This is a genomic window from Sphaerotilus sp. (assembly GCF_031429695.1).
In the GTDB taxonomy this organism is placed as follows: domain Bacteria; phylum Pseudomonadota; class Gammaproteobacteria; order Burkholderiales; family Burkholderiaceae_C; genus Sphaerotilus.
On sequence record NZ_JANPAB010000080.1, the window covers coordinates 93669 to 107143 of the forward strand.

Below are 13475 nucleotides of genomic sequence, written 5' to 3' on the forward strand. Positions count from 1 at the left end.
GCGCCGCAAGCCGGCCCGGCCCCTTCACTGGAATTCTTCTCCATGTCCACCGAGTCCTATCACGGCACCACCATCGTCAGCGTGCGCCGCGGCAACACCGTGGCCATCGGCGGTGATGGCCAGGTCACGCTCGGCCACATCATCGTCAAGTCCACTGCCCGCAAGGTGCGCAAGCTGCACCGCGACCAGGTGCTGGCCGGGTTTGCTGGCGCCACGGCCGACGCGTTCACGCTGTTCGAGCGCTTCGAGTCCAAGCTGGAGAAACACCAGGGCCACCTCGTGCGCGCGGCTGTCGAGCTGACCCGCGACTGGCGCACTGACCGCGTGCTGCGCCGGCTGGAAGCCATGCTCGCCGTGGCCGATCGCACCGCCTCGCTCATCATCACCGGCAACGGCGACGTGCTGGAGCCAGAACATGGCATCGTGGCCATCGGTTCGGGCGGCGCCTATGCGCAGGCCGCCGCCCGTGCCCTGTTGCAGCACACCGAGATGACACCGGCCGAGGTCGTCAAGCGTTCGCTGGAGATCGCCGGCGACCTGTGCATCTACACCAACCAGTCCCACACCATCGAGACGCTGGAATGAGCGCCATGACCCCGCAGGAGATCGTCTCCGAACTCGACCGCCACATCGTCGGCCAGCACGACGCCAAGCGCGCCGTCGCCATCGCGCTGCGCAACCGCTGGCGCCGCCAGCAGGTGGACGCCGCGATGCGCCACGAGATCACGCCGAAGAACATCCTGATGATCGGCCCGACCGGCGTCGGCAAGACCGAAATCGCCCGCCGGCTGGCCCGACTCGCGGACGCGCCGTTCATCAAGGTCGAGGCCACCAAGTTCACCGAGGTCGGCTACGTCGGCAAGGACGTGGACACCATCATCCGTGACCTCGTCGAGAGCGCCGTCAAGCAAGAGCGCGAGAAGCAGGTGGTGCAGATGCGCCACCGTGCCGAAGACGCTGCAGAGGACCGCATCCTCGACGTGCTGGTGCCCCCTCTGCGCCAGGAGGCATCCGGTGGTCTGGGCTTCGGGTTCGGCGGGCCGGCAGCGCCCGCCCCGGCCCCGGCCGACAGCGCCGCCCGCCAGACATTCCGCAAGCGCCTGCGCGAAGGCACGATGGAAGACAAGGAGATCGAGATCGATCTCGCCGAAACGCGGCAGGCGGTCGAGATCATGGGCCCGGCCGGCATGGAGGACATGGCGGAGCAGCTCAAGGGCATGTTCTCGCAGCTCGGCCAGGGCAAGCGCAAGACCCGCAAGGTCACCGTTGCCGAGGCGCGCCGCCTGCTGATCGAGGAAGAGGCGCAGCGACTGGTCAACGACGAGGAAATCAAGACCCGCGCGCTCCACAACACCGAGCAGAACGGCATCGTCTTCATCGACGAGATCGACAAGGTCGCCAGCCGCAGCGACGCGCAGGGCGCTGACGTTTCGCGCCAGGGCGTGCAGCGCGACCTGTTGCCGCTGGTCGAAGGCACGACGGTCAACACCAAGTACGGCATGGTCAAGACCGACCACATCCTGTTCATCGCATCGGGAGCCTTCCATCTGTCGCGGCCAAGCGACCTGATCCCGGAGCTGCAGGGCCGCTTCCCCATCCGCGTCGAGCTGTCCTCGCTGAGCGTGGACGACTTCGAGGCGATCCTGTCCAGCACCCACGCCAGCCTGATCAAGCAGTACCAGGCGCTGCTGGCGACCGAGGGCGTGACGCTGGAGTTCACCCCCGACGCCATCCGCCGCATCGCCGAGACCGCCCACGGCGTCAACGAGCGCACCGAAAACATCGGCGCGCGCCGGCTGTCCACGGTGCTGGAGCGTCTGCTCGACGAGATATCGTTCGACGCACCGCAGCGCGCGGGCCAGACTATCGCCATCAGCGCCGCGGATGTGGAAAATCGCCTCGGCGCGCTCGCCGGCAACGAAGATCTGTCGCGCTATATCCTCTGATACTAGGGGACATCACCCTGGAACACGGGGGTGTACGGACGTCAGACAAGAACACCGAGGTCGGTATCATCAGCGCCCATGCCTTCCCCCTCAGGTCCTTCTGCCGACGACGCCCCCTCCGGGGCAGACTTGCGCGACGCCGGGCGGGACAGGGACACGCTGTGCCAACTGGCCGACAGCGCGCCGGTCATGATGGCCTACTTCGACGGCACGCGGCAGCTCTGCACCTATGCCAATCGGACCTTCATGCAGGGCCTGTGCGATGCGGCGCGCGTGCCGCTGGGCCGGGCACTGGTGGATGTACTGGCACCCGAACTGGGCCGACGGCTCTCGCCCGCGCTCGCCAGCACCCTGCAGGACGGTCTCGCCGTCACGCTGGAGCAGCCGCTCACGCTGCGTGACGGCCAGCAACTCTGGGTCGAGATCACCCTCGCACCCCACCTTGACCCGCAGGGCCACCGCTCTGGCGTCTACGTGCTCATCGTCGACCAGAGCCGACACCACGCCGCCGAGCGCGCGCTGCTCGAATCCGAGGAGCGCCTGTCCAAGTTCCTCCAGGCCAGCATCGAGGGCATCTTCTTCCACCGCGACGGCCACATCGCCGACGCCAACCCGGCACTGTGCGAGCTGGTCGGCCTGTCGCTGCACGATCTGCTGGGCCGCCCGGCACTGATGCTGATCGCTCCGGAACACCAGACCCACACCGTCAGGCAGCTCGACGGACTGCAGGACGTCACCTTCGAAACAGCCGTCGTTCACCAAGACGGCACGCGCATCCCCGTCGAAGTGATCGACCGCGGCACCATGCAGCACGGCGAGCCGATGCGCATGGCCGTGGTACGCGACATCCACGACCGCCACGCCACCCAGGCCCGCTTGCACTACCTCGTCCACCACGATGCGTTGACCGGACTGCCCAACCGCGCGGCCTTTCTGGCCCAGCTCGACCACCTCATGGTGGCCGCCCGCGCCTCCGACACCCAGCTCGCGCTCCTCTTCATCGACCTGGACCACTTCAAGCGCGTCAACGACTCGGTCGGTCACACCCGCGGCGACGCACTGCTGAAAACCATCGCGCAGCGCCTGTGCGCGTGCGTGCGCAGCACCGACCGCATTGCCCGCTTCGGCGGCGACGAGTTCATGGTGCTGCTGCCCGGCGTGCGCGACCGTGATGCGGTGGTCCGCGTAGCCGGGAAGTTGCTCGAAGCGGTGGGGGCGCCAGTGACGGTCGAGGGCCAATCGATCTCGGTCACCCCCTCGATCGGTATCGCGCTCTATCCACAGGACGGCGATACGCCCGACGTGCTCATCAAGCATGCGGATGCCGCCATGCACGTCGCCAAGGGCCGTGGCCGCGCCACCTTCGCCTTCTTCGAGCCCGAGGTGGCCACCTCGGCCTACGACAACCTGATGCTCGAAGGCGAGCTGGGCCACGCCATCATCCACGACGAGTTCGCACTGCTGTTCCAGCCACAGGTACGCGCATGCGACGGGCACCCGATCGGTGTCGAGGCGCTCATCCGCTGGCAACATCCGCAGCGCGGGCTGCTGGCGCCCAACGAGTTCATCGCGCTGGCCGAGCAGCACCGGCTGATCGTGCCCATCGGTGCCTGGGTGCTGCGCGAAGCGGCCCGCCAGGCGCGCCTGTGGCACGACGCGGGCTGGCCGCTCACCGTGGCGGTCAACCTCTCGACCCTGCAGTTCCAGGCGCCAGACTTCGTGGCCTTGATCCAGGCCCTGCTGGCGGAGACAGGGTTGCCGGCTGGCTGGCTGGAGCTGGAGCTGACCGAACGCATGCTGATGGACGACGTGCCGCAGGTCTGCGCGCGGCTGCTGCAGCTGCGCGCACTGGGCGTGAAACTGTCGGTGGATGATTTCGGCACCGGCTACTCCTCGCTAAGCCACCTCAAGGAACTGCCGATCGACACCATGAAGATCGACCGCTCCTTCGTGCAGGAACTGCCGCACCAGCGCGAATCTGCCGCCATCGCCAGCGCCATCGTCCAGCTCGCCCGCGGACTCGGCCTGAACGTGGTCGCCGAAGGTGTGGAAACCGAAGCCCAGAGGACGTTTCTGGTCGGACAAGGCTGCGATCAGCTGCAGGGGATGATCATCAGCGCACCGCTGACCGTGCCGCAAATGCAGCGTTGGCTGGACGCGCAACCCGCACTGCGTCCAGATCAGCCACCCTGACCCGGCCCGGCCGCGGCGAGCTGCAGCAGCCCCTCGAACACCAGCGTGTCGGTCAGCTCGAACGGCAGATCGGTCTCCGGTGCCAACTTGACCGCCGCACCGCCACTCATCAGCAGCACCGGCGGCTGCCCGCAACGCCGCACAAGGTGGCGGTGCATGCGCTCGATGGCGCCCGCAATGCCGTAGGTACCACCGCTCATCAGCGCGTCGCTGGTGTTGGTGGGGAACTGGCAGACCTCGCCGGTCGGCACCTTCAACCCGGCCGTCCCCGACTCCATCGCCTTGAGCATCAGTCCGAAACCAGGCAGGATCAGCCCACCCAGGAAGCGGCCCTCGGCATCCAGCGCGTCCACCGTGACCGCTGTCCCGACCATCACCACCAGCGCCGGCCGCGGCGGCCCGGACGCCAGCACCCGCGCCCGCGCGCCGATCATCGCCACCCAGCGGTCCGAGCCCAGCCGGGCTGGATGTTCGTAGCCGTTGGTCACGCCACAGGCCGACGGCTGCGAGACCACCCAGCGCGGCTCCAGATCCCACAGCTCCAGTTGCTCTTCGGCCCGCCGGCGCACGGCCAGACCCGCCACCGCACAGCCCAGCATGTGCGTGGGGGCGGGCAGGCACGCCCACTCGTCATCGGCCAGGCGGTCGATGGTTTCCAGGAATGACGCACCATGCGCCAGCAGTTCGGCCCCGGGGCGGGGAGCCGCGTAGAGTCCCCACTTGAGACGGGTATTGCCGATGTCGATGACAAGAAAACTCATGCAGGCACTACCGCTACGGCGCTAGGGTGGGAGAGGACCGGCGACCGTCAGCGGACCGCCAGCAGGGATTCGACGCGCAGCATCAGCTGCCGCGCCTCGACCAGCGGCCGCGAGCGGCTCAGTCGAGCCTGCACCTCGGGCAGCAAGGCCTGCAATTCTGCGCGAGACCGCACACGCCGCACCCGGATCATCGTCACCATCCCGAAAACGGGTGCGTTGGCCCGCAACACCTGCAGCACCGCCACACGCGCCTGCGCCAGGCTGGTGTCCTGCGCATCGAGCTGCGCCAGTTCCGTGTTGCCCATCGCGCCACCGAAGCCGATGGTGTCGCCCACTGCGTCCAGCTTGGTCAGCGCAATGTCAGGGCCGAAGGCGGCGAACTCGCTGATCGCCGGGGCCACGGGCGGTCCGATGACGATCAGGCCAAGCGCAAAAAGTTCGTCGATGTAGCTGCGGGGCACACCCACCTGGCGTCCAAGTCGCACCACCTCGTTCAGTGAACGTTCTCCATCCACCAGCAGCAGCAGCACGCGGTGTCGCTTGGACAGCCGACAGTCCTGCGACGCCAACTCAGCATGGCCAGCAGCGGTCTTGCACGGAATCCCCAAGGTCGGCCCTCGCGATCGTGGTGAAGGACTCAACGGAATCGCTGATTCACCACATGGGAATTGTGACTGTAAATCTTCACCTTGCGCTGCCCAGTTGCAACGCAGCCGTTTCAATTCAGTACAACCAGATTCAACGGAATCTCAGGCCTCAGGCGGCGTCCTTTTCCACATGCGCCTGCTTGTGGTACAGGAACTCCAGCACCGCCTCGCGGGCGTGCAGGTAGTCGGCGTTGTGCGCCATCTCCAGCCGCGCGCGGAACTGCTCGCGCACCGGTGGCAGCGGCACCGACAGCACCTCGCCGATCGTCGCCGCCGGCCCGTTGGTCAGCATCACGATGCGGTCGGACAGCAGCACCGCCTCGTCCACGTCGTGCGTGACCATCATCACCGTCGAGCCGGTGGTGGCGACGATCTTCATCAGCTCGTCCTGCAGCTTGGCGCGGGTCAGCGCGTCCAGCGCACCGAACGGCTCGTCCATCAGCAGCATCTTCGGCTCCATCGCCAGCGCCCGCGCGATGCCGACACGCTGCTTCATGCCGCCGGAGATCTCGCCCGGCCGCTTGTCCTTGGCGTGCATCAGGCCAACCAGCTCCAGCGCCGCCAGCGCACGGTCGCGCAGTTGTGCCTTCGACTCGGTGGCGCCGAACACACGCTCCACCGCCAGCCCGACGTTTTCCTGGCACGTCATCCACGGCAGCAGCGAGTGGTTCTGGAACACCACCGCGCGCTCCGGGCCGGGGCCTTTCAGCTCGCGGCCGTCGAGCAGCAGCACGCCCGAGGTCGGTGTCGTCAGCCCGGCGACAAGGTTCAGCAGCGTCGATTTGCCGCAGCCCGAGTGGCCGATCATCGTGATGAACTCGCCGCGCGCCACGTTCAGATTCACGTCTCGCAGCGCAACGAACGCGCCCTGCTTGGTCGGGAAGGACATGCCGACGTTCTCGATGCGCAGGAAGCGTTGGCTGCGGGTGTCCGGGGCGGGAATGCTCGTGCTCATGGTGCGTGTCCTCGAAAACTCAGGAATAGTCGAAACGGCGGGCAATCGCCACCAGCAGGGCTTCGAGCATCACGCCCACGCCGCCGATGACGAAGATCGCGATCAGGATGTGGGCGACGTTGAGGTTGTTCCACTCGTCCCACAGCCAGAAGCCGATGCCCTGCCCGCCCGTCAGCATCTCGGCGGCGACGATCACCAGCCACGCCGTGCCCACCGCCAGCCGAACGCCGGTCAGCATGTAGGGCAGCACGGCCGGGAACAGGATCTTGCGCATCACCGTCAGCTCGGACAGGTTCAGCACGCGGGCCACGTTCAGGTAGTCCTGCGGCACCTGGCGCACGCCGACCGCCGTGTTGATGACCATCGGCCAGATCGAGCAGATGAAGATGGTCCAGATCGCCGCCGGGTTCGCCGCCTTGAACACCATCAGCCCGATTGGCAGCCAGGCCAGCGGCGACACCGGCCGCAGCAGGCTGATCAGCGGGTCGAGCATCTGGTTCAGGAAGTTGAAACGGCCGATCATGAAGCCCAGCGGAATGCCCACCAGCGCCGCCAGCCCGAAGCCCACGCCCACGCGCTTGAGCGACGAGAGCACGTTCCAGCCGATGCCCTGGTCGTTCGGGCCGTTGACGTAGAAGGGATCGGAGAACAGCTTGACCGCCGCATGCCAGACCGGGACCGGGCCGGGGAGCTGCTTGTCGCCGCTGTGCGCTACCGCCTGCCATACCAGCAGCAGCACGAGGAAACCCAGCAGCGGCGCCGCGAACCGCGCCATGGTGCGCAGGCGCTGGGCGCGGGCCATCGCGGCGACCTGGGCCTTGAGCCGGGCCTGTGCCGCCACGTCGATCACCGGGGCAGGCGCGGCGACCGGAGTGCGCGAGACGGCAGCGGGCGCCGACGATGGGCTGACGCTGGAGGCGCCGGAAACAGGCATGGTGATCGTGCTCATGGTCAGGCCGCCTTGATCTTGAAGCTGCTGGCGTACTTTGCCGGGTTGGTGCCGTCCCAGACCACGCCGTCACCGAACTTGCTGCTGCGCAGGTCGGACTTGGGCACGTTGATCTTCAGTTGCGTGGCGGCCTCCTTGTAGAGCGCCGTCTGGTTGATCGCCTTGGCCACGCCGAGGTAGTCCGGATCGCCCTTGAGCAAGCCCCAACGCTTGTGCTGCGTCAGGAACCACATGCCGTCCGACAGGTAGGGATAGTTCACCGCACCGTCGTTGAAGAACTTCATGTGGTTCGGATCGTCCCAGGTCTTGCCCATGCCGTTCTGGTAGCGGCCCAGGATGCGCTGGTTGATCGCGTCCACCGAGGTGTTCACATACGACTTCTCGGCGATCGTCTCGGCCATCTTCATCTTGTTCTGCAGGCCGGTGTCGATCCAGCGGCTGGCCTCCAGGATCGCCATGACCATGGCGCGGGCGGTGTTCGGATTCTTCTGGACGAACTCGGCCGTGCAGCCCAGCACCTTCTCGGGGTGGTCCTTCCAGATGTCCTGCGTGGTCGTGGCGGTCACGCCGATGCCGTCGATGATGGCGCGGTGGTTCCACGGTTCGCCGACGCAGAAGCCGTCCATGTTGCCCACGCGCATGTTGGCCACCATCTGCGGCGGCGGCACGGTGATGACCTTGGCGTCGGTCATCGGGTTGATGCCGTTGGAGGCGAGCCAGTAGTACAGCCACATCGCGTGCGTGCCAGTCGGGAAGGTCTGCGCGAAGGTGTATTCACGCGGCTCGGCCTTCATCACCTTGGCGAGTCCTGCGCCATCGACCGCGCCCTTGTCGGCCAGCTTCTTCGACAGCGTGATCGCCTGGCCATTGTGGTTCAGGGTCATCAGCACCGCCATGTCCTTCTTCGGGCCGCTCACACCGAGGTGAACGCCGTAGACGAGGCCGTACAGGACATGCGCCGCGTCCAGCTCGCCATTGACCAGCTTGTCGCGCACGGCGGCCCAGGACGACTCCTTGGACGCGATGATCTTGATGCCGTGCTTCTCGTCGAACTTCATCACCGAGGCCATCACGACCGAGGCGCAGTCGGTCAACGGGATGAAGCCGATGCGGACTTCCTTCTTCTCGGGCGCATCCGAGCCGGCGGCCCAGGCACCACCGGGCAAGGCGACCGCGCTGCCTGCGGCCGTCACGGCGGCGGCACGCTGGAGGAAGTCGCGTCGAGACGGGTTGACAGGAAACAGGGGCGTCGTCATGTGCAGAATCTCCGTGGCCCACCAAGGGCAGTTGCGAGGGCAAAAAAAGACGGCGTCACGATCGTTGTCCGACACGCCCGGCCTGCGCCGGGGAGCCGGGACGATCGGACGCCGTTGTCCAAAATGTCCCACCTAGTGAGCACCCCGTTGCCAGGGCCTCGACAGCATTACTGCAGGGACCGTGCCAGGTCTGCACACCCACGCTGCGCCCCTCGGCAACCCCGTAGAACCGTCCGCTTTTGTGCGCCGCACCATCTCCACGCCCCAAGCACGTGCAGCGCACAGGAATGAGGCAAAAACCGAGGGTTCCCCCCAAATGACGTTTACGTAAACGTCAATACAAAATCGCGCACACCCGAACGGAGCCACCCGATGACCGACCTGTCCGCCGACCACAAGGCCCTTGCCAGCTACCGCCCGACGAACAAGGTGCGCTTCGTCACCGCCGCGAGCCTGTTCGACGGCCACGACGCGGCGATCAACATCATGCGGCGCATCCTGCAGGGCATGGGCACGGAGGTGATCCACCTGGGGCACAACCGCTCGGTCGATGAAGTCGTCACGGCCGCACTGCAGGAAGACGTGCAGGGCATCGCGGTCAGCAGCTACCAGGTCGGCCACGTCGAATACTTCAAGTACATGGTCGAGCTGCTCAGGGCACGGGGCGGCGCACACATCCAGGTCTTCGGCGGCGGCGGCGGCGTGATCGTGCCGGCCGAGATCCGCGACCTGCACAGCCACGGCGTGCGCATCTTCAGCCCCGAGGACGGCCAGCGCATGGGGCTGCAGGGGATGATCGGCGAGATGGTGATGCGCTGCGACAAGGACTTGTCCAGCTACGCGCCCACCGACCTTGCCGCCCTGCAGGGCCACACCGAAGCCGCGTGGCGCTCGCTGGCGCAGCTCATCACCGCACTGGAAAACGGCCAGGCCGACGCCGACCTCGTCACCGCCGTGCATGCAGCGGCCAAGGCGAGCAGGACACCCGTGCTCGGCATCACCGGCACGGGCGGCGCCGGCAAGTCCAGCCTGACCGACGAGTTGATCCGCCGCCTGCGCCTCGATCAGGACGACACGCTGCGCATCGCCGTCATCAGCATCGATCCCTCGCGGCGCAAGAGCGGCGGCGCCCTGCTCGGCGACCGCATCCGCATGAACGCCACCGGCCCGTGGTCGAACGGCCCGCGCGTCTACGTGCGCAGCCTCGCCACCCGCGACACCGGCTCGGAAGTGTCGGCCGCGCTGCCCGAAGTGCTGGCCGCGGCGAAGGTCGCCGGCTTCGACCTGATCATCGTGGAGACCTCCGGCATCGGCCAGGGCGACGCGGCGATCGTGCCGTTTGTCGATGTGCCGATGTACGTGATGACGCCCGAGTTCGGCGCGGCGAGCCAGCTGGAGAAGATCGACATGCTCGACTTCGCCGAGTTCGTCGCCATCAACAAGTTCGACCGCAAGGGTTCCGCCGACGCGCTGCGCGATGTCGCCAAGCAGGTGCAGCGCAACCGCGAAGCCTTCACCGTCATGCCCGACCAGATGCCGGTGTTCGGCACGATGGCCAGCCGCTTCAACGACGACGGCGTGACGGCGCTGTACCAGGCGCTCAAGGTCCGGCTCGGCGCGCTTGGCCTGACGCTGGGCGAAGGCCGCTTGCCGTTGGTCAACACCCGCCACAGCACGCACCAGACCCCGATCGTCCCGGCCGCCCGTGCGCGCTATCTGGCCGAGATCACCGACACCGTGCGCGGCTACAAGGCCCGCGTGCGCCAGCAGGCCACGCTCGCCCGCGAGATCCAGCAACTGCGCGCCAGCGCCGTGATGTTCCGGCAGTCCAACCCGGCGAAGAACCGCGGCGTCGAGGCACTGACCGACCTGGCCGAGCAGCGCGAACAGCGGCTCGACCCGGCCGCCCGCAAGCTGCTGACGCAGTGGCCCGAGATGCAGAAGGCGTATGCGGGTGACGAATACGTCGTGAAGATCCGCGACAAGGAAATCCGCACCAACCTCGTCCACACCACGCTGAGCGGCAACAAGATCCGCAAGGTCGCCCTGCCCGGCTACGAGTGCCACGGCGAGCTGCTGAAGTGGCTGATGCTGGACAACGTGCCTGGCAGCTTCCCGTTCACGGCCGGCGTGTTCGCCTTCAAGCGCGAAGGCGAAGACCCGACGCGCATGTTCGCCGGCGAGGGCGACGCCTTCCGCACCAACCGCCGCTTCAAGCTCGTCAGCGAAGGCATCCCGGCCAAGCGCCTGTCCACCGCGTTCGACTCGGTGACGCTGTACGGCGCCGACCCGGACCCGCGCCCGGACATCTACGGCAAGGTCGGCAACTCCGGGGTGAGCATCGCGACGCTGGACGACCTGAAGGTGCTGTATTCAGGCTTCGATCTGTGCAGCCCGACGACCTCGGTGAGCATGACGATCAACGGCCCGGCGCCGAGCATCCTGGCGATGTTCATGAACGCGGCCATCGACCAGCAGCTCGACAAGTTCAAGGCCGACAACGGCCGCGAGCCGACGGCCGACGAGGCGTCGAAGATCAAGGCGTGGGTGCTGGCGAACGTGCGCGGCACGGTGCAGGCCGACATCCTCAAGGATGACCAGGGCCAGAACACCTGCATCTTCTCGACCGAGTTCAGCCTGAAGGTGATGGGCGACATCGCGTCGTACTTCGTCCACCACGACGTGCGCAACTTCTACTCGGTGTCGATCAGCGGTTATCACATCGCCGAAGCCGGCGCGAACCCGATCAGTCAGCTCGCCTTCACGCTGTCGAACGGTTTCACCTTCGTCGAGGCGTATCTGGCGCGCGGGATGCACATCGACGACTTCGCGCCCAACCTGTCGTTCTTCTTCTCGAACGGCATGGACCCGGAATACACCGTGCTCGGCCGCGTCGCCCGCCGCATCTGGGCGGTGGCGATGCGCGACAAGTACGGCGCCAACGACCGCAGCCAGAAGCTGAAGTACCACATCCAGACTTCGGGCCGCTCGCTGCACGCGCAGGAGATCCAGTTCAACGACATCCGCACGACGCTGCAGGCGCTGATCGCGGTGTACGACAACTGCAACTCGCTGCACACCAACGCCTTCGACGAGGCGATCACGACACCGACCGAGGACAGCGTGCGCCGGGCGATGGCGATCCAGATGATCATCAACCGCGAGTGGGGCCTGGCGAAGAACGAGAACCCGAACCAAGGCGCGTTCATCATCGACGAGCTGACCGAGTTGGTCGAAGAGGCGGTGCTGGCCGAGTTCGAGAAGATCGCTGACCGCGGTGGCGTGCTGGGCGCGATGGAGACGGGCTACCAGCGCAGCAAGATCCAGGAAGAGTCGATGCACTACGAGATGCTCAAGCACACCGGCGAGTACCCGATCATCGGCGTCAACACCTTCCGCAACCCGAAGGGCGACGAGATCCCGGAAACGATCGAGCTGGCGCGCTCCACCGACGACGAGAAGGCGTCGCAGCTTTCGCGGCTGGGCGATTTCCACACGCGCCATGCGGCCGAGGCGCCCGCGATGCTGAAGCGGCTTCAGCAGGCGGTGATCGACAACGCGAACGTGTTCGAGGTGCTGATGGAGGCCGTGCGGGTGTGCTCGCTGGGACAGATCACGGGGGCGTTGTTCGAGGTGGGCGGGCAGTATCGGCGGAGCATGTGAAGCGGATACCGCAGGCTGAAGAGGCCCGCTGACCGATCACGCGCTGCGCGGCAGCAACCGGCCCTGCCCATCAAAGCCCAGCGCCCACGCCGCGTCGGGCAGCAGGCCAATCGACTGCCCACTCACGATCCGGCTGTGTTCGGCGCTGACCTTGGCGCTCAGCAGATCGGTCACACCCTCGACCCGCAGGTGCAGGATCGACGAGTCACCCAGGTGCTCGGCCAGCACCACCGCCGCCGGAATGCCCTGCCCCACAGGGACCACCTGCAAGTGTTCAGGACGCAAGCCAATCCGCTGAGCCCCTGTACCGGCTCGTGCGGACAGGCTCTCCCACAAGGCACGGTGCGCGGCAGCGGCCCCGCTGGCGGCCGGACGGTCGACTAGGTTGATGCGCGGCGCCCCCAGGAAGGTGGCGACAAACTCGTTGGCCGGGCGGTTGTAGAGTTCCAGCGGGGAGCCGAGCTGCTCCACGATGCCCTTGTGGAACACGGCGATGCGGTCGCCCATCGTCATCGCCTCGACCTGGTCGTGGGTGACGTAGATCATCGTCGTGCCCAGCTCCTTGTGCAGGCGCGACAGCTCGATGCGCATGTTCACGCGCAGCGCGGCGTCCAGGTTCGACAAGGGCTCGTCGAACAGGAAAACCTTGGGCTTGCGCACGATGGCGCGGCCAATGGCCACCCGCTGACGCTGGCCGCCGGACAGGTCCTTCGGGTAGCGCTTGAGTAGCTCGGTGATGCGCAGCACCTCGGCGGTTCGGCCCACCTGCGCCTCGCGCTCGGCCCGGGGCACGCCCGACATCTGCAGCGAAAAGCCCATGTTCTCGGCCACCGTCATGTGCGGGTAGAGCGCGTAGCTCTGGAACACCATCGCCGCGCCCCGTTCGGCCGGATGCAGGTCGTTGGCGCGCACACCGTCGATCAGGATGTCACCGCCGCTGATCTCCTCCAGCCCGGCGATCATGCGCAGGGTGGTGGACTTTCCGCAGCCAGAGGGCCCGACGAAGACGATGAATTCACCGTCGCGCACGTCGAGGTCGATGCCCTTGATCACCTCGGTGGTGCCATACGCCTTGCGGATGCCACGCAGTGAGACCTGTCCCATT

At 66.9% G+C, this 13475-nt stretch carries 10 protein-coding genes; 4 read left to right on the top strand and 6 right to left on the bottom strand.

Features of this window, described 5'->3' with window-relative positions:
- The first annotated feature begins 42 nt into the window (after positions 1–42).
- From hslV to RMP06_RS15920, 3 genes are all read left to right on the top strand, one after another.
- Complete coding sequence (gene hslV / locus RMP06_RS15910; protein ID WP_310462770.1) at positions 43–585, top strand: ATP-dependent protease subunit HslV; 543 nt, start codon at positions 43–45, stop codon at positions 583–585.
- A complete protein-coding gene (gene hslU / locus RMP06_RS15915; protein WP_310462771.1) occupies positions 582–1946 on the top strand; it encodes an ATP-dependent protease ATPase subunit HslU in 1365 nt (454 codons plus the stop codon). The genes hslV and hslU overlap by 4 nt, the downstream gene beginning before the upstream one ends.
- A gap of 78 nt (positions 1947–2024) precedes the next feature.
- Complete coding sequence (locus RMP06_RS15920; protein WP_310462772.1) at positions 2025–4139, top strand: putative bifunctional diguanylate cyclase/phosphodiesterase; 2115 nt, start codon at positions 2025–2027, stop codon at positions 4137–4139.
- On the opposite strand, the gene RMP06_RS15925 is transcribed toward RMP06_RS15920, so the two are convergent.
- From RMP06_RS15925 to RMP06_RS15945, 5 genes are all read right to left on the bottom strand, one after another.
- The gene (locus tag RMP06_RS15925; RefSeq protein ID WP_310462773.1) at positions 4127–4900 is read right to left on the bottom strand and encodes a type III pantothenate kinase; all 774 of its coding nucleotides are present in this window, start codon (positions 4898–4900) and stop codon (positions 4127–4129) included. The genes RMP06_RS15920 and RMP06_RS15925 overlap by 13 nt on opposite strands.
- Before the next feature lie 47 nt (positions 4901–4947).
- Positions 4948–5469 (bottom strand): hypothetical protein, encoded by a 522-nt coding sequence (locus tag RMP06_RS15930; protein ID WP_310462774.1) that lies wholly within the window; start codon positions 5467–5469, stop codon positions 4948–4950.
- A 187-nt stretch (positions 5470–5656) separates the two neighbouring features.
- Complete coding sequence (locus RMP06_RS15935; protein WP_310462808.1) at positions 5657–6436, bottom strand: ABC transporter ATP-binding protein; 780 nt, start codon at positions 6434–6436, stop codon at positions 5657–5659.
- 85 nt (positions 6437–6521) lie between these two features.
- Entirely contained in the window at positions 6522–7451 is a 930-nt protein-coding gene (gene ntrB, locus RMP06_RS15940; protein WP_409050183.1) for a nitrate ABC transporter permease, read from the bottom strand.
- A gap of 2 nt (positions 7452–7453) precedes the next feature.
- The gene (locus tag RMP06_RS15945) at positions 7454–8707 is read right to left on the bottom strand and encodes a CmpA/NrtA family ABC transporter substrate-binding protein (RefSeq protein WP_310462775.1); all 1254 of its coding nucleotides are present in this window, start codon (positions 8705–8707) and stop codon (positions 7454–7456) included.
- A 372-nt stretch (positions 8708–9079) separates the two neighbouring features.
- Between RMP06_RS15945 and icmF the strand changes: the two genes are divergently transcribed.
- Positions 9080–12370: a fused isobutyryl-CoA mutase/GTPase IcmF gene (icmF, locus tag RMP06_RS15950; RefSeq protein WP_310462776.1), complete on the top strand. Its 3291-nt coding sequence runs from the start codon at positions 9080–9082 to the stop codon at positions 12368–12370.
- 36 nt (positions 12371–12406) lie between these two features.
- Here icmF and RMP06_RS15955 read toward each other — a convergent pair whose 3' ends face one another.
- Positions 12407–13474, bottom strand: a complete 1068-nt coding sequence (locus RMP06_RS15955; RefSeq protein WP_310462777.1) for an ABC transporter ATP-binding protein — start codon at positions 13472–13474, stop codon at positions 12407–12409.
- Position 13475 lies beyond the last annotated feature (1 nt).

Coding starts and splice junctions, on each gene's coding strand:
- hslV (WP_310462770.1), top strand. CDS start 43: ATGTCCACCGAGTCCTATCACGGCACCACCATCGTCAGCGTGCGCCGC.
- hslU (WP_310462771.1), top strand. CDS start 582: ATGAGCGCCATGACCCCGCAGGAGATCGTCTCCGAACTCGACCGCCAC.
- RMP06_RS15920 (WP_310462772.1), top strand. CDS start 2,025: ATGCCTTCCCCCTCAGGTCCTTCTGCCGACGACGCCCCCTCCGGGGCA.
- RMP06_RS15925 (WP_310462773.1), bottom strand. CDS start 4,900: ATGAGTTTTCTTGTCATCGACATCGGCAATACCCGTCTCAAGTGGGGA.
- RMP06_RS15935 (WP_310462808.1), bottom strand. CDS start 6,436: ATGTCCTTCCCGACCAAGCAGGGCGCGTTCGTTGCGCTGCGAGACGTG.
- ntrB (WP_409050183.1), bottom strand. CDS start 7,451: ATGAGCACGATCACCATGCCTGTTTCCGGCGCCTCCAGCGTCAGCCCA.
- RMP06_RS15945 (WP_310462775.1), bottom strand. CDS start 8,707: ATGACGACGCCCCTGTTTCCTGTCAACCCGTCTCGACGCGACTTCCTC.
- icmF (WP_310462776.1), top strand. CDS start 9,080: ATGACCGACCTGTCCGCCGACCACAAGGCCCTTGCCAGCTACCGCCCG.
- RMP06_RS15955 (WP_310462777.1), bottom strand. CDS start 13,474: ATGGGACAGGTCTCACTGCGTGGCATCCGCAAGGCGTATGGCACCACC.